The organism is Agrococcus baldri (assembly GCA_900114805.1).
GTDB classification, from domain to species: domain Bacteria; phylum Actinomycetota; class Actinomycetes; order Actinomycetales; family Microbacteriaceae; genus Agrococcus; species Agrococcus baldri.
In genome coordinates this window covers 651,078-667,151 of the sequence record FOZN01000003.1, presented here as the reverse complement: position 1 = coordinate 667,151, position 16,074 = coordinate 651,078, and the positions used below count along the sequence as shown (strand labels likewise).

Here is a 16,074-nt window from a genome sequence, read left to right as displayed (position 1 = left end):
GGCGGAGGCGCGGATCAGAAGCCGAAGCGGCCCAGCTGCTTCGGATCGCCCTGCCACTCCTTCGCCACCTTGACGCGCAGGTCGAGGTGCACCTGGGTGCCGAGCGTGCGCTCGATCTCGGCCCGCGCATCCGCCCCCACCTGCCGCAGGCGCGAACCGCCCTTGCCGATGATGATGCCCTTCTGGCTGTCGCGCTCGACCCAGAGGTTGGCGTAGACGTCGGTGAGGTCGCGGCCCTCGCGCGGCACGATGTCGTCGATCGTGACCATGATCGAGTGCGGCAGCTCGTCGCGCACGCCCTCGAGCGCCGCCTCGCGGATGAGCTCGGCGAGCCGCACGCTGAGCGACTCCTCGGTGGTGGTGTCGGCCTCGTAGAGCGGCGGGCCGACCGGCAGCAGCGCGACGAGCTGGTCGACGAGCACGTCGAGCTGGCTCCCCTTCACCGACGAGATCGGCACGATGGCATCCCACTCGCGCAGCTCGGAGACCGCCAGCAGCTGCGCGGCCACCGCCTTCTTGGAGGCGCGGTCGGTCTTGGTCACGATGGCGATCTTCCGCGCGCGCGGGAAGCCCTCGAGCTGCTGGTCGATGTAGCGGTCGCCCGGGCCGATCGGCTCGTCGGCGGGGATGCACAGGCAGATCACGTCGACGTCGCCGAGCGTGGTCTTCACGACCGAGTTGAGCCGCTGCCCCAGCAGGGTGCGCGGCTTGTGCATGCCGGGGGTGTCGACGATCACGAGCTGCGCGTCGTCACGGTGCACGACGCCGCGGATGGCGTGCCTGGTGGTCTGCGGCTTCGACGAGGTGATGGCGATCTTCTCGCCCACCAGCGCGTTCATGAGCGTCGATTTGCCGGCGTTCGGGCGGCCCACGAAGGTGACGAAGCCGCTGCGGTGGCGCTCCGCGCGCTCCGCTGCCTGCTGCGCGGCGCGCCCGGTGTCCTCGGGCGCGGTGTCCTCGTTCGCCGCGTCCTCGTGCGCAGCGTCCTCGTGCTGGTCGCCCTGCTGATCGTGCTCCATCATGATGCTCCTTCGCCCGTGCGCGGGGCCGGCTCGGCCACGCGCTGCACCGCCATCTCGCCGGCGCTGCGGCCGCGTCCGTCGAGCGAGCGCACCTCGAGGCGCAGCCCCTCGACCGTGACGACGTCGCCGAGCTCGGCGATGCGGCCGAGCTCCTTCTGCATCAGGCCGCCGACCGTGTCGACGTCCTCGTCGTCCAGGTTGAGCCCGAACAGGTCGCCGAGCTCGTCGATCTGCAGCCGGGCGGAGACGTGCCAGACGCCCTCGCCGGCGTCCACCGCCTCTGCGCGCCCGCGATCGTGCTCGTCGTGGATCTCGCCGACGAGCTCCTCCACGAGGTCCTCGAGCGTCACCAGGCCCGCGATGCCGCCGTACTCGTCGACGACCATCGCCACGTGCATCCGCTCGGCCTGCATGAGCGCGAGCGTGTCGTCGGCCTTCTTCGACTCGGGCACCAGGATCGCCGGACGCGCGAGCTCGGCGGCGGTCTCGACCGCGTCGGGGCGCCAGGTGCGGCTGCGCACGACGTCGCGCAGGTAGAGGATGCCGTCGATCTCGTCGGTCGACTCCCCCACCACGGGCATGCGCGAGAGGCCGTTGTCGAGGAACTGCCGCAGCGCGTCCTGCGCGCTGGTGTCGCGCTCGACGACGATCATGTCGGGCCGCGGCACCATCACCTCGCGCACGAGCGTCTCGTTGAACTCGAAGATCGAGTGGATGAGCTCGCGATCGTCGTCCTCGAGCACCTCGCTCTCGGTGGCCGCGTCGACCATCGACAGCAGCTGCGCCTCGGTCGAGAACGCGGTCTCGCGCTGCCTGCCTGGCGTCACCTTGTCGCCGATCGTCACGACCAGCGAGGCGATCGGCCCGCTCAGCACCCGCCAGAAGCGGATGAAGCCGGCGGATGCGCGCAGCAGGCCGACGGCGTGGGTGCGGCCGACCGCTCGTGGGCTGGAGCCGACCAGGACGAAGGAGATGACGATCATGGCGCCGCCGGCGACGAGCAGCGTGATCCACCACTCGACCACGAGCGAGTCGACTGCGAGCGTGATGAGCACCGCGGCGACCGTCTCGCACATGATGCGGCCGAACTGCAGCGTCATGCTGTGGCTGCGCAGGTCGTCGGCGATGGCGAGCATCGCCCTGCCGCGCCGGGCCTGCCCGGCCGCCGCCTGCAGCTCGGCGCGCGAGACGACGCTCAGCGCCGCGTCGCAGGCGGCGAGCCAGGCGCCGAAGGCGACCAGCAGCGCCGCGCCGACGAAGAGGAGCGTTTCGAACATCAGGCGGTGCGGCCCGGCCCGGGTTCGCCCTGCGCACTGCGCTCGCGGTCGTCGAAGGCGGCCAGCAGCTTGTCCTGCAGCGTGAACATCTCGTCGCGGTCGGCCGGCTCGGCGTGGTCGAAGCCGAGCAGGTGCAGCAGGCCGTGGGTGGTGAGCAGGCGCAGCTCGGTCATGAGGCTGTGCCGGGCGTCCTTCGCCTGCTCGGCGGCGACGTCGGGGCAGAGCACGATATCGCCCAGCAGGCCGGCGGGGGTCATGCGATCGAGCGAGCCGGGTCGCAGCTCGTCCATCGGGAAGGAGAGCACGTCGGTCGGGCCCGGCTCGTCCATCCACTGCACGTGCAGCTGCTCCATCGTCGCGACGTCGACGAGCGCGATCGAGACCTCGGCGTCGGGGTGCACGAAGAGCTTCTCGAGGTCGAAGGCGACCAGGCGCAGCAGCTGCGCCTCATCGACCTCGGCGCCGGACTCGTTGAGGATGTCGATGGCCATCAGCCGCGCCTTCCTCGGTGATGCTCCTGGGCACGGTGGTTCTGCTGCCCCTTGCGTGCCTGCCGCGCCATCTGCCGCTGGTCGTGCTCGGTGTAGGCGTCGACGATCGCGCCCACGAGCGTGTGCCGCACCACGTCGGCGCTGGTGAGCTCGGCGAAGTGGATGTCGTCGATGCGGCCCAGCACGCTCTTCGCCACCTGCAGCCCCGAGGTGCCCGCAGGCAGGTCGACCTGCGTCGCGTCGCCGGTGACGACCATCTTCGAGCCGAAGCCGAGGCGCGTGAGGAACATCTTCATCTGCTCCGGACTGGTGTTCTGCGCCTCGTCGAGCACGATGAAGGAGTCGTTCAGCGTGCGGCCGCGCATGTACGCGAGCGGCGCCACCTCGACGACGCCGGTGGCGAGCAGCTTCGGCAGCAGCTCGGGGTCCATCATCTCGTTCAGCGCGTCGTACAGCGGCCGCAGGTAGGGGTCGATCTTGTCGGTGAGCGTGCCGGGCAGGAAGCCCAGCCGCTCGCCGGCCTCGACCGCGGGCCGCGTGAGGATGATGCGGTTGACCTCCTTGCGGTGCAGCGCCTGCACCGCCTTGGCCATCGCCAGGTAGGTCTTGCCGGTGCCGGCGGGACCGATGCCGAACACGATGGTGCTCGCCTCGATCGCCTCGACGTAGGCGCGCTGCCCCTCGGTCTTCGCGCGGATCGACTTGCCCTTGGAGGTGAGGATCACCTCGCCGATCGCGTCGGAGAGGCTGCGTGAGGAGTCCTGCCGCAGGATGCGCGAGCCCTCGCCCACCTCGGTGCCGGTCAGCTGGGTGCCCTGTCGCACCAGGTCGACGAGCTCCTGCACCAGCCGGCGGGCGACCTCGACGTCCTCCTCCGGGCCGGTGAGCGTGACCTGGTTGCCCCGCACTGCCACCTGCACGTCGGGGTGCTCGTGCTCGAGGCGCGTGAGCAGCCGGTCCTGCGGCCCCAGCAGCCGCACCATCTCGATGCCGTCGATCTCGATCGACTGCGTTGCGTCAGGCAAGCGAGTCCTCTCCAAGGGTTCCTGCGAGCACGTGCGCGTGCGCGTGGAACACCGTCTGCCCGGCGAGCTCGCCGGTGTTGAACACGAGCCGGAAGTCGCCCTCCGCCCGCTCGCGCGCGATCGCCTGCGCCGCCTGCACGATCTCCCCGAGCAGCTCGGGGTCGCCGGCGGCCAGCTCGACCACGTCGCGGTACTGCGGCGTCTTCGGCACCACCAGCACGTGCATGGGGGCCTTCGGCGCGATGTCGGTGAACGCGATGATGCGGTCGTTCTCGAGCACGATCTCCGCGGGGATCTCGCGCGCGATGATCTTCTCGAACACGGTGCTCTCAGCCATGCCGTCAGCCTACCTTCGCACCGCTCGGAGCGTCCTGGCTCACCAGCGGCCGAGCCGCGCCGAGAGCGCGACGATGCCCGCGAGCCCGGCGGTCGAGGTGCGCAGCACGTGCTCGCCCATGCGCACCGGCACGGCGCCGGCCGCCTCGAGCGCCTCGAGCTCGCCCAGGTCGATGCCGCCCTCTGGCCCCACGATGAGCAGCGCGTCGCGCTCGATCGGCACCTCGAGGATCGAGACGGATGCGGTGGGCTCGAGCACGAGCAGCTGCCAATCCTCCGCCAGCGCCGCGAGCCCCGCGGTGTCGACGGCGGCGCCCACCTCGGGCAGGCGGGCGCGGATCGCCTGCTTGCCGGCTTCCCGCACCACCTTCCGCCAGCGATCGAGCGACTTCTCGCCCCGCTCGCCCTTCCACTGCACGACGCTGCGGCGCGCCTGCCACGGCACGATCGCGTCGACGCCCAACTCGGTCGAGGCCTGCACCGCGAGCTCGGCGCGGTCGCCCTTGGCGAGCGCTTGCGCCAGACCGATGCGCGGACTCGGCGCGGGCACGACGCGCACCTCCTGCAGCACGACGTGGACGCCCTCGCGCTCGGCCCGGTCGATCACGCCCTCCGCGAGCACCCCGGCACCGTCGCTGAGCAGCACCCGCTCGCCCCGGCGCATCCGCGAGACGACAGCGGCGTGGTGCGCCTCCTCGCCCGTCAGCGTGACGAGGTCGCCGGCGGCCGCGCCCGCGAGCGCGTCGTGCCAGTAGCAGTGGGCCATCAGAGGTGGAAGCGGTCGCGCATCTTCGCGAACAGGCCCTGCTTGAACTGCGCCAGCTGCGGCTCGGGCGCGCGGGTGCGCTCCTTCAGCTCGCGCAGCAGCTCCTCGGTGCGCCGGTCCGTCTTCGTCGGCGTCACCACCTGCACGCCCAGTTTGAGATCGCCTCGGCCGGCGCCGCGCAGGCGGGTCACGCCGCGGTCGCCGATGGTGATGACGTCGCCCGACTGGATGCCCTGGCGCACCTCGACGTCGACCGGGCCGTCGATGCCCTCGACCGTCGCGCGGGCGCCGAGCGCCGCATCCGGCATCGACACCTCGAGGGTGCCGAGGAGGTCGTCGCCGTCGCGGCTGAACACGTCGTGGTGGCGCACGTTGATCTCGAGGTAGAGGGTGCCGGCGGGGCCGCCGCCCTCACCCACCTCGCCCTGACCGGGCAGCTGGATGCGCAGGCCGGTGTCGACGCCGGCGGGGATGTCGATCGGGATGGTGCGCTCGGCGCGCACGCGGCCGTGGCCGGCGCAGGTGTGGCAGGGCTGCGGGATCACGGTGCCGAAGCCCTGGCAGATGGTGCACGGCTGGTTGGTGACGACGTTGCCGAGCAGCGAGCGCACCTGCCGCTGCACGTGACCGGAGCCGCCGCACTGGGTGCAGCGCTCGGGGCTGGTGCCGGGCGCGGTGGCGGCGCCGTCGCAGGTCTCGCACAGCACCGCCGTCTGCACGCGCAGCTCGCGGTGCACGCCGAAGACCACGTCGGCCAGGTCGAGGTCGACGCGCAGCAGGCTGTCCTGCCCGGGCTGCCTCCGCGAGCGCGGGCCGCTCGAGCGCCCGCCGCCGCCGAAGAACTGCTCGAAGATGTCGCCGAAGCCGAAGCCGCCCGCGCCGCCCATGCCGGGCATGGGGCCGCGGTCGTACTCCGCGCGCGACTGCGCGTCGCCCAGCACGTCGTAGGCGTGCGTGACGTCCTTGAACCGCTCCGCCGCATCCCCACTCGGGTTCACATCCGGGTGCAGCTCGCGGGCGAGCCTGCGGTAGGCCTTCTTGATCTCGTCCTGGCCGGCGTCGCGCGCGACGCCGAGGGTCTCGTAGTGGTCTGTCACTCAGTCCTCGCTCAGCAGCCGCGTCAGGTAGCGCGCAACTGCGCGCACCGCGGCCATGTTCCCTGCGTAATCCATCCTGGTCGGCCCGAGGACGCCTACGTGGCCCTCGATGCCGTCGGTGCTGTAGGTGGAGGCGACGACGGACGCCTCCCCCAGCGCCCCGGTGAGCTCGCGCCCGATGCGGGTCGCGACCTCTCCCTCCGCGCCCATCTCGTCGAAGAGCCGCAGCAGCGTCACCTGCTCCTCGATGGCGTCGAGCACCGGGGTGACGGTGCCCTGGAAGTCCCGCTCCTCGCGCACCAGGTGCGAGGCACCGGCCATCACGATGCGGTCGCCGCCGCCGGTCTGCAGCATCTCGGTGAGCGCCTGCGCGACGGCGGCGGTCGCCGCGCGCAGAGAGGCTGGGGCGGATGCGGCTGCGCCGGCCAGGCGCTGGACGGCCTCGGCCGGCGCCTGCTCGGCCACCGTCTCGGTGAAGGCGCGGCCGAGCGCGGTGGCCTCCTCGGGCTCGATGCGCTGCTGCGCGTCGACCACCCGCTGCTCGACCCGGCCGGAGTCGAGGATGAGCACCGCCAGCAGCTTGTGCTCGACGACCGCGACCAGCTCGACGCGCCGCACGAGCGTGTGCCGACGGATCGGCACCTGCACGAGCGCGACCTGGTTGGTCAGCTGCGAGAGCAGCCGCGCGGTGCGATCGAGCACGTCGGCACGGTCGACCGCCTCGTCGAGGAAGCGGGTGATGCCGACGCGCTGCGCGTGCGTCAGGGGCTGCATGCGCTGCAGCCGGTCGACGAACACCCGGTAGCCCTTGTCGGTGGGCACGCGACCGGACGAGGTGTGCGGAGCGACGATCAGCTCCTCCTCCTCCAGCAGCGCCATGTCGCCGCGGATGGTGGCGGCGGAGACGCCGAAGGCGTGCCGCTCGACGATCGACTTCGAGCCGACCGGCTCGCGCAGCGCCACGTAGTCCTGCACGATCGCGCGAAGGACCTCGAGGCCGCGATCCGAGACCATCCACGCTCCTCTCGCTGCGGGCGGCGGCTCTGCGCCGCGCCCTGGCACTCTCGACTGCTGACTGCCAATCCTATCGCGACCCGCCCTGCTCGCATCCGACTTTCAGCCGAGAGGGCGCACAATGGGCGCAGCGGGACCGCCCCCCAGCGGCTCCGCGACGATCATCCACGAAAGGCAAGCCATGTCCGATCCCAATGCGCCCCGTCCCGAGGAGCACGATCCCGCAGCGCGGCAGCCCGTCGACCCGGAGCAGCCGATCCACCCGTCGCAGCCCGCCGACCCCGCGCGTCCTGTGGACGCCGAGCAGCCTGTGGACGGCTTCGCGGTGACCCACGAGCAGCACGCGGCGCCCAGCGCGCCCGCTGCTCCCAGCGCGCCGCCCGTCGGCGAGCCCGCGCAGTCGTTCTCCTCCCCCGCCGTCGACCCGGCCCCCGGCCAGCCTGCCTTCGGACAGCCCGCCGCGAACGGCCAGGAGTGGCAGCACGGCCAGCAGCAGCCGGGCCATCACTCGAGCGCTCCCGGCTACGGCCAGCCCCAGCAGGGTCAGCCGGGCGGCTCGCCCGGCGCCCCGCAGTACGGTTCCCCGAGCGCACCGCAGTACGGGCAGCCGGGCCAAGCGGGGCAGCAGCCCTACGGCCAGCCCGGCCAGCAGCAGCCCTACGGCCAGCCCGGTCAGCCGCAGTACGGCGCCCCCGGTCAGCCCCAGTACGGCGCACCCGGCCAGCCGCAGTACGCGGCCGCGGCGCCCATGTCGCCGGTCGACGAGAAGAACGCCGGCATGTGGGGCCACCTCTCGGGTCTCTCGACGATCGTCACCGGCGGCTACGGCGGCTGGATCGGCCCGTTGATCGTCTACATGATCTACAAGGACCGCAGCGCCTTCGCCAAGCAGGAGGCCAAGGAGGCGCTGAACTTCGGCATCTTCATGACGATCCTGACGGTCGGCCTGCTCATCCTGGGCACCATCCTCAGCGTCGTCGGCATCGGCGTGATCCTGCTGCTCCTGTGGTGGCTGCCGGGCCTGCTGCAGGTGATCTTCTCGATCATCGGCGCAATGCGGGTGAACAACGGCGGCTCGTACCGCTACCCGTTCAACTGGCGCATCATCAGCTGACCAGCAGCCAGCATCAGGGCAGCAGTCGCCGCACCACCGCGTCGGCCAGGAGCCGCCCTCGCAGCGTCGGGATCACCCGGCCGGCGAGGGCGGCTCTTCCGTCGACCAGGCCATCCGCGACCAGGCCGGCGACGGCCAGCCGGCCCTCGGGCTCGAGCACGTCGATGGCCAGTCCCTCGGCGATGCGCGACTCGAGCAGCACGCGCTCGACGCGGCGGGTCTCGTCGTCGAGCACCTCGCGCGCGAGCGCGGGCGAGGCCCCGGCGAGCAGTCGGTCGCGGTAGGCGGCGGGGTGCTTGACGTTCCACCAGCGCACCCCGCCGACGTGGCTGTGCGCGCCGGGGCCGAAGCCCCACCAGTCGTGGCCGCGCCAGTAGGCCAGGTTGTGCCGGGCGACGCGCTCGCCCCGTGCCCAGTTGGAGATCTCGTACCAGGTGTAGCCCGCGTCGGCGAGCGTCGCATCCGCCGCCTCGTACATGGCGGCCTGCAGGTCGTCGTCGGGAGCGGCCAGCTCGCCGCGCCGGATCCGGCGGGCGAGCGCCGTCCCCTCCTCGACGATCAGCGCGTACGCGGAGACGTGATCGGGCTCCATCGCGACGACGGCGTCGAGCGAGCGCTGCCAGTCGCCCTGCGATTCGCCGGGTGCGCCGTAGATGAGGTCGAGGCTCACCTCCAGCCCCGCATCGCGCGCCCAGTCGACCACCTGCGGCACGCGAGCGGGATCGTGCGTGCGGTCGAGCGCGGCGAGCACGTGCGGCACCGCCGACTGCATGCCGAAGGACACGCGCGTGACGCCGCCGGCCTTCAGCCGGCGGAGGCCCTCCGCGTCGATCGAGTCGGGGTTGGCCTCGGTGGTGACCTCCGCGCCCTCGGCCAGGCCGAACGCATCCGTCACGCCCTCGAGCATGGCGACCAGGTCGCCGGCGGGCAGCAGCGTGGGCGTGCCGCCGCCGAAGAAGACCGTCTGCATCGGGCGCAGCGGCCCGAGCTCGCCCAGCACGGTGCGGGCGAGCGCGATCTCCTTCGCGACATCGCCCGGGTAGCCGGCACGGGTCGCGCCGCGCAGCTCGTCGGCGGTGTAGGTGTTGAAGTCGCAGTAGCCGCAGCGCACCGAGCAGAACGGCACGTGGATGTAGGCCCCGAAGGGCGCATCGGCCGCGGTGCCGGCGGGCAGCGCGCCGTCGGCCGGCGCGGGCTCGCCCTCAGGCAGGCGTCCCACGGTCAGCGCACGTCGATCGACCGCAGCACATCCATGTAGCGGTCGTGGTACCTCGCACGGGTGGCCTTGGCCGCCGGAGCACCCAGCTTGACCCACCACTTGGCGCTGCGCACGATGGCGCGGAAGTGCAGGAAGACGGTCTCGTCCTCGACGATCTCGATCGTGAAGCGCTCCTCGCCGGCCTCCGGGTGGCCCTCGAGGGTGCCGAGGATGACGCCGTGGCTGTTCGCCTCATCCTCGACCGCGATCACGCGCATGGGGGCGTGGATCTGCACCCCGAGCACGCTGATGCGCTGGTCGACCGAGTCGCCCGGCTGCAGGAAGGGCTCGCCGTCCGGGCCGAAGTCCTGCTGCGGCTCGATGCTCGCGGCGCGGGTGGCCTCGGTGCCGTCGAAGCCGACCGGGCGGTAGACGGTGCCCTCCTCGGTGCCGACCACGTCGACCTCGATGCCGGCGAGCCGCTGGATCTTCCAGGTGCGCAGCGCCGCCACCGCCGCGTCATAGCGCGGGCGTCCGTGGCCGATGCGGCTGCGCAGCTGCACCACCTCGAAGCCTTTGGGCGGGAAGCGGTGGAAGTCGAAGTGCGCGGTGGCGCCGACCGAGCCGTAGTTCGTCGCGCGATCGCGGATAGGTGTGCTCACCGTGCCGTCCTCATCATTTGGCGTCCTTCTTCGTCTCGCCGCTGGAGAGCGCGGCGATGAACGCCTCCTGCGGCACCTCCACGCGGCCGACCATCTTCATCCGCTTCTTGCCCTCCTTCTGCTTCTCCAGCAGCTTGCGCTTGCGGGAGATGTCGCCGCCGTAGCACTTGGCGAGCACATCCTTGCGGATGGCGCGGATGGTCTCGCGGGCGATGATGCGGGCGCCGACCGCTGCCTGGATGGGCACCTCGAACTGCTGCCGAGGGATGAGCTCGCGCAGCTTGCCGGCCATCAGCACGCCGTAGGCGTAGGCCTTGTCGCGGTGCACGATGGCACTGAACGCATCCACCTGCTCGCCCTGCAGGAGGATGTCGACCTTCACCAGGTCGCCCTCCTCCTCGCCGTCGACCTCGTAGTCGAGCGAGGCGTAGCCCTGGGTCTTCGACTTCAGCTGGTCGAAGAAGTCGAAGACGATCTCGCCCAGCGGCAGCCGGTAGCGCAGCTCGACGCGGTCCTCCGAGAGGTACTCCATGCCGTTCAGGGTGCCGCGGCGCGACTGGCAGAGCTCCATGATCGCGCCCACGTAGTCCTTCGGCGCCAGGATCGTCGCGCGCACCATCGGCTCGACCACCGAGTGGATCTTGCCCTCAGGGAACTCCGACGGGTTCGTCACGGTGTGGATGCCGCGATCCTCGGTCTGCACCTGGTAGATCACGCTCGGGGCGGTGGCGATCAGGTCGAGGTCGAACTCGCGGCGCAGCCGCTCGGTGATGATCTCCAGGTGCAGCAGGCCGAGGAACCCGCAGCGGAACCCGAACCCGAGCGCGACCGAGGTCTCCGGCTCGTAGACGAGCGCCGCATCCGACAGCTTGAGCTTGTCGAGCGCCTCGCGCAGCACGGGGTAGTCGCTGCCGTCGATCGGGTAGATGCCTGAGAAGACCATCGGCTTCGGGTCGGCGTAGCCCTGCAGCGGCCGCTCGGCGGCATTCCTGGCGGTCGTGATCGTGTCGCCGACCTTCGACAGGCGCACGTCCTTCACGCCGGTGATCAGGTAGCCGACCTCGCCGGCCGCGAGGCCCTCGGAGGGCTTCGGCTCGGGGCTCGAGACGCCGATCTCGAGCAGCTCGTGCTTGGTGCCGGTCGACATCATCTGGATCTGCTCGCGCGGCGTCAGCCTGCCGTCGACCATGCGCACGTAGGTGATGACGCCGCGGTAGGAGTCGTAGACGGAGTCGAAGATCATCGCGCGGGCCGGCCCGTCGACCTCGCCCACCGGTGCCGGGATGGTGCGCACGACGCGGTCGAGCAGCGCCTCGACGCCCTCGCCGGTCTTGCCGCTCACGCGCAGCACGTCTGCCGGGTCGCCGCCGATCAGGCCCGCGATCTCGGCCGCATACTTCTCGGGGTCGGCGGCGGGCAGGTCGATCTTGTTGAGCACCGGGATGATCTCGAGGTCGTTCTCCATCGCCAGGTAGAGATTGGCGAGGGTCTGCGCCTCGATGCCCTGCGCGGCGTCGACCAGCAGGATCGCGCCCTCGCACGCGGCGAGCGAGCGGCTCACCTCGTAGGTGAAGTCGACGTGGCCGGGCGTGTCGATCATGTTGAGCGCGAAGGTCTCCCCCTCGAGCTCCCACGGCATCCGCACGGCCTGCGACTTGATGGTGATGCCGCGCTCGCGCTCGATGTCCATGCGGTCGAGGTACTGCGCCCGCATCGAGCGGTCGTCGACGACGCCCGTCAGCTGCAGCATGCGGTCGGCGAGGGTCGACTTGCCGTGGTCGATGTGCGCGATGATGCAGAAGTTGCGGATCTGCGCCGGGTCGGTCGCGGCAGGCTGGAGTGCCTTGGTCGCTCGGGGGCTCACGGGTCCTTCTCGTCTGGGAAGCTCAGCGGGGCCGCCGGAAGTGGGCGGTGCGAAAAGTCCATTCTTCCACAGCGGATGCGTCGGCTCGCGTTGCGATCGAAGCCCGCCCGCTGATAGCATCATTCGTTGGCTTCCCCTGTTCCTGCGCGCCCGTCGCGCGGGACCGGGTCGCGGCGGGCTCGCTCGAGCGCAAGCCGCCGCCACACCACGTTTCAACCAAGACAGGACACCATGGCGAACATCAAGTCGCAGATCAAGCGCATTCTGACGAACCAGAAGGCCACCGACCGCAACCGCGCGCTGAAGAGCGAGCTCCGCACCGCTGTGCGCGAGGCCAACAAGGCCATCGCCGCCGGCGACAAGGACGCCGCACAGGCGAAGGTCACCGTTGCCACGCGCAAGCTCGACAAGGCCGTGTCGAAGGGTGTCATCCACAAGAACCAGGCGGCGAACCGCAAGTCGGCGATCGCCAAGCAGGTCGCAGCGCTCTGAGCTGCTAGCCACACTGCGCTGCGCTGCACACTCTGCTTGCAGAGCCGCACGCTTCGAAGCGGGGTCCCTGATGGGGCCCCGCTTCTGCGTTGGCAGGCGCCTGCAGGTCGGTGCTGCCGCGCCAGCGCTACCGCTCCAGCGCGATCCGGCGTCGCGAGCAGCGGACGGAGCGGGACCTGTCGCGAATCGAGGAGCAATCGGCGATCCGTCGCGAATCAAGGAGAAATCGTCCTCTGCTCGAGACTCTTCCTCTGGTCAGGACCGGCTCGCGGCCATGCCCCGGCAAGCCCGGGTCAGACGGCGGCGCGGCTCTCGGCGAGCTGGCGCACCAGCCGCTCGACGGCGTGCTGCGGGTCGCGCTCGAAGCCCTTGACGGCATGGTCGGCGTGCGCGATCGCCTCGATCGCGTCACACAGCTTCGCATCGGTGAAGCCGCGCAGATCCTTGCGGGCGTTGTTCAGCTGCCAGTCCTGCATGCCGAGCTGCCGCGCGACCTGGGGGCCGCCGCCGGTGGCGCCGGAGACCTTCGCGAGCTGTCGGTAGCGCATCGCGAAGGCGGCGACGATCGGCACCGGGTCGGCGCCCGTGGCGATCGCCTGCCGCAGCGTGACGAGCGCCCGCGCGACATCGCCGGCGATGACGGCGTCGACCACGGCGAAGGCGGTGGTCTCGACGCGGCCGGCGTAGTAGGTGCGCACGACCTGCTCGGTCACCGGGCCCTCGGTGTCGAGCACCACCTGGCGGATGGCATTGGCGAGCTCGGCGATGTCGGTGTGGAACGCGTCGACGAGCGCGGCGATCGCGCCCGGCGTCGCCTCGCGCTCGAGCATGCGCAGCTCGTTCCGGGCGAAGGGCACCATGTCGCCCTTGCCCAGCGGCAGACACGCGACCTCGAGGGCGCCGGACGTCCTGCGGATCGCGTCGAGCATCTTCTTGCCGCGCACGGTCGAGCCATCATGCCGGATGACGAGCGTGGTGCCGTCGACGGGCTGCTCGAGGTAGCGGAGCACGTCGGTGATGAACGCATCCGTCGCCTTGACGCCGTTCGCGACCCGCACCAGACGGGGCTCGTCGAACAGCGAGGGGCTGGCGATCAGCTCGAGCGCGCCGTCGCTGTACTGGCCGGCGTCGAGGTCGCTCACCTCGAGCTCCGGATCCTCCATCACCAGCAGCGACTTGAGCCGCTGCATGGCGCGGTCGGCGAGGAACGACTCCTTGCCGAACACCAGCACGACGGGTGCAGGCGACACCTGCTCCCAGCCAATCTTGGGGATGCTCTGCGCCATGCGCACCAGCCTACGGGGAGCCGCCCACCGCGGCAGACGCTGTCGGGGTGGACACCGTGCGCTCCGACCACACCCGCACGCCCGACTCGTCGACCGCGAGGGCGATGATGCCGAGCTCGTCCGTGCGCAGCGGCACGCCGCCGGCTTCCTGCACGAGACGCAGGGCCGCATCCGTCGGGTGCCCGTAGTCGTTCTCGCCGACGCCGATGAGTCCGACGACGGCGCCGACGTCGCGGTACAGGGCTGGCAGCTGATCGGCCGATCCGTGGTGAGCCACGACCACGACGGCGGCGGGCGGGATGCCGGCGCGCAGCAGCCGCGACTGCGGCCGCGCGCTCAGGTCGCCGAGCACGATGAGCTCGAGCATGCCCTCGCCATCGCCCGCTGCGGCGCTCGTGCCCGCGCCGCTGCCGGCATCGGGCAGGTCGATGCTGACCGCGACGCTCGCGTCGTTGCCGGGCTCGTGCTCGCCCATCGGCCAGAGCGCCTCGACGCGGATGCCGCCCACCTGCCAGGCGTCACCGCGCCGCGCCTCCTGCGTCGCTGCACCGCCGACCGCGAGCTCCTCGACCGTCGGCAGCGCCCGCTCGTCGAGCGGCCCGTGCACGAGCAGCCCCACTCGTCCGGCCAGCGCCGGTGAGCCGCCGGCGTGGTCGAGGTCGAAGTGGGTCAGCACGAGCAGGTCGATGCGCCCCACGCCCAGCGTGCGCAGGCACCCGTCGATGCGGGCGGGCTCCGGCCCGGCGTCGACGAGCACGACGGCGCCCTCGTGGCGCACGAGGGTGGCGCTGCCCTGCCCGACGTCGCACTGCGCGATGCGCCAGTCAGCGAGGGTGCCCATCCGGATGCTCGGCCACGCGGCGCCGAGTCCCACCACCAGCCCCAGCACCAGCGCGGCCGCGATCCCGCGTGCGAGCCGGCGCCGGGCGTGGGCGATCGTGACGAGCGCGAGCATGGCGGATGCGGCGATGACGCCCCAGGGCGCGACCGGCCAGGGCACCTGGGCGGCCGGGAGCTGCTGGGACACCATCGCGACCTCGGCGATCCACGCGGCGGGCAGCCACGCGACCCACGCGAGCCCGATGGCGACGGCCGGGGCCAGCGGCGACGCGAGGCACGCCACCAGCCCCACGACCGTGACCAGCGGCGCGGCCGGCCCGGCCAGCAGGTTCGCGAGCACCGAGACGAGGCTCACGCGCGCGTCGAGGGCGACGAGCACCGGCAGGCACCACAGCTGCGCCGCGACCGGCACCGCGATGAGCGCGGCGATCGGCGTCGGCAGCCAGCGAGCGAGCACCGTCGTGATGGGCCTGCCGTGCACGATGAGCCCGCAGGTGGCGAGCGCCGAGAGCGCGAAGCCGACGCTCGTGGCCATGTGCGGCTGCAGGGCGAGCACCACCAGCACCGCCAGCGACAGCAGCGCGATCGCGCCCGCCCTGCGCCCGGTGACGATGCCGAGCAGCCCGATCGAGGCCATGGTGGCCGCCCGGACCACCGAGGGCTCCGGCGTGACGAGCACGACGAACGCCGCCAGTGCCGCGGCCGCCGCACCGACGCGCACGACCCGCCTCGCGCCGAGCGCCGCCGCGGACTGGAAGGCGATGCCGACCACGATCACGCAGTTCGCCCCGGAGACGGCGGTGAGGTGCGAGAGGCCCGTGTCGAGCATCGCGGTGCGCAGCAGCGGGCTCACTCGCCGCTCGTCGCCGATCGCCAGGCCCGGCAGCAGCTCGCCGCCCACGCCCGGCAGCTGCGCCGAAGCCCGCAGCAGGCCGTCGCGCAGCGGCGCCGCCCACGACGCCCACGCCTGCGGCTGCGCGACCTCCAGCTCGGTGCAGGCGAGCAGCCAGCGGGAGCCGTCGAGCCACGCGCTGCACGACCCGGATGCGGTGCCGCCGATGGTGAGGGACGCATCCGTCACCCGCAGCAGCATCGCGCTGCGCAGCACGCCCTGCCCGTCGCAGCCGGTCACCAGGACCTCGGTGGGCGCGGCCTGCCCGAGCAGCAGCAGGGTGAGCGAATCGCACGTGTCCAGATCCGTCGCCACCACCGCGTCGGCGCCGGCCAGCAGCGGGCAGGCGAGTGCCGCCCCCAGGCCGACGGTGCGCAGCGCCGCGACGGTGCGCCGCGCGGTGACGAAGCGGGAGAGCCGGCCCACGAGGTCGCCCGACGGGCCCGTCGCACCCGGCGGCGCCGAGCACCGCTCCAGCAGGTGGGCCGCGAGCAGCGCCGCTGCAGCAGCGCCTGCGGCGGAGACGGCTGCCGCCCCGAGCAGCGCAGCGTGCGAGCTGAGCACCGCCAGCACTGCCCACGCGATCGCGACCGGCAGCGCGAGCCGCAGATCGCGCATCAGCGCCCACCGCTGTGCTGGGCTTCGCGCACGAGCGCTGCGCGCCACGCGAGGGATGCGTTCGGCAGGGCCGCGTCGGA

The 16,074-nt window shown here is 72.1% G+C and carries 15 protein-coding genes; 2 read left to right on the top strand and 13 right to left on the bottom strand.

Translation table 11 applies throughout. The annotated features are described in order from the left end of the window. Window positions 1-14: 14 nt before the first annotated feature. From era to hrcA, 8 genes are read right to left on the bottom strand one after another with little or no spacing between them, the layout of a single operon-like run. Entirely contained in the window at window positions 15-1,022 is a 1,008-nt protein-coding gene (gene era, locus BM288_RS11580) for a GTPase Era (RefSeq protein ID WP_318255516.1), read from the bottom strand. Then, window positions 1,019-2,299, bottom strand: coding sequence for a hemolysin family protein (locus tag BM288_RS11575; protein ID WP_092918992.1), 1,281 nt, complete (start codon window positions 2,297-2,299; stop codon window positions 1,019-1,021). The genes era and BM288_RS11575 overlap by 4 nt, the downstream gene beginning before the upstream one ends. Then, complete coding sequence (gene ybeY / locus BM288_RS11570) at window positions 2,299-2,790, bottom strand: rRNA maturation RNase YbeY (RefSeq protein WP_092918991.1); 492 nt, start codon at window positions 2,788-2,790, stop codon at window positions 2,299-2,301. The genes BM288_RS11575 and ybeY overlap by 1 nt, the downstream gene beginning before the upstream one ends. Beyond that, the gene (locus tag BM288_RS11565; RefSeq protein ID WP_092919096.1) at window positions 2,790-3,773 is read right to left on the bottom strand and encodes a PhoH family protein; all 984 of its coding nucleotides are present in this window, start codon (window positions 3,771-3,773) and stop codon (window positions 2,790-2,792) included. Before BM288_RS11565 ends, ybeY begins: the two co-directional genes overlap by 1 nt. Before the next feature lie 34 nt (window positions 3,774-3,807). Further along, on the bottom strand, window positions 3,808-4,152 hold the full coding sequence (locus tag BM288_RS11560; protein ID WP_092918990.1) for a histidine triad nucleotide-binding protein: 345 nt from the start codon (window positions 4,150-4,152) through the stop codon (window positions 3,808-3,810). Window positions 4,153-4,191: 39 nt separating this feature from the next. Continuing rightward, window positions 4,192-4,917 (bottom strand): 16S rRNA (uracil(1498)-N(3))-methyltransferase, encoded by a 726-nt coding sequence (locus BM288_RS11555; protein WP_092918989.1) that lies wholly within the window; start codon window positions 4,915-4,917, stop codon window positions 4,192-4,194. Next, complete coding sequence (gene dnaJ / locus BM288_RS11550; RefSeq protein WP_092918988.1) at window positions 4,917-6,014, bottom strand: molecular chaperone DnaJ; 1,098 nt, start codon at window positions 6,012-6,014, stop codon at window positions 4,917-4,919. Before dnaJ ends, BM288_RS11555 begins: the two co-directional genes overlap by 1 nt. Next, window positions 6,015-7,028 (bottom strand): heat-inducible transcriptional repressor HrcA, encoded by a 1,014-nt coding sequence (gene hrcA, locus BM288_RS11545; RefSeq protein ID WP_092918987.1) that lies wholly within the window; start codon window positions 7,026-7,028, stop codon window positions 6,015-6,017. A gap of 181 nt (window positions 7,029-7,209) precedes the next feature. On the opposite strand from hrcA, the gene BM288_RS11540 reads away from it, so the two are divergent. Continuing rightward, window positions 7,210-8,142 (top strand): DUF4870 domain-containing protein, encoded by a 933-nt coding sequence (locus tag BM288_RS11540; RefSeq protein ID WP_092918986.1) that lies wholly within the window; start codon window positions 7,210-7,212, stop codon window positions 8,140-8,142. Between the two features lie 13 nt (window positions 8,143-8,155). Here the strand turns inward: BM288_RS11540 and hemW are convergent, their stop codons facing one another. Genes hemW through lepA form a run of 3 tightly spaced genes read right to left on the bottom strand, consistent with a single transcriptional unit; the run spans window position 8,156 to window position 11,866 of the window. Beyond that, window positions 8,156-9,361, bottom strand: coding sequence for a radical SAM family heme chaperone HemW (gene hemW / locus BM288_RS11535; protein WP_092918985.1), 1,206 nt, complete (start codon window positions 9,359-9,361; stop codon window positions 8,156-8,158). Between the two features lie 2 nt (window positions 9,362-9,363). Then, window positions 9,364-10,002 (bottom strand): DUF1990 family protein, encoded by a 639-nt coding sequence (locus BM288_RS11530; protein WP_092918983.1) that lies wholly within the window; start codon window positions 10,000-10,002, stop codon window positions 9,364-9,366. Between the two features lie 13 nt (window positions 10,003-10,015). Continuing rightward, window positions 10,016-11,866: a translation elongation factor 4 gene (gene lepA / locus BM288_RS11525; RefSeq protein ID WP_092918981.1), complete on the bottom strand. Its 1,851-nt coding sequence runs from the start codon at window positions 11,864-11,866 to the stop codon at window positions 10,016-10,018. A gap of 231 nt (window positions 11,867-12,097) precedes the next feature. Between lepA and rpsT the strand changes: the two genes are divergently transcribed. Then, window positions 12,098-12,358 (top strand): 30S ribosomal protein S20, encoded by a 261-nt coding sequence (rpsT, locus tag BM288_RS11520; protein ID WP_092918979.1) that lies wholly within the window; start codon window positions 12,098-12,100, stop codon window positions 12,356-12,358. A 293-nt stretch (window positions 12,359-12,651) separates the two neighbouring features. On the opposite strand, the gene holA is transcribed toward rpsT, so the two are convergent. After that, window positions 12,652-13,644, bottom strand: coding sequence for a DNA polymerase III subunit delta (gene holA, locus BM288_RS11515; RefSeq protein WP_092918977.1), 993 nt, complete (start codon window positions 13,642-13,644; stop codon window positions 12,652-12,654). Window positions 13,645-13,654: 10 nt separating this feature from the next. Then, window positions 13,655-15,994, bottom strand: a complete 2,340-nt coding sequence (locus BM288_RS11510; protein ID WP_092918975.1) for a ComEC/Rec2 family competence protein — start codon at window positions 15,992-15,994, stop codon at window positions 13,655-13,657. Window positions 15,995-16,074: the final 80 nt, after the last annotated feature.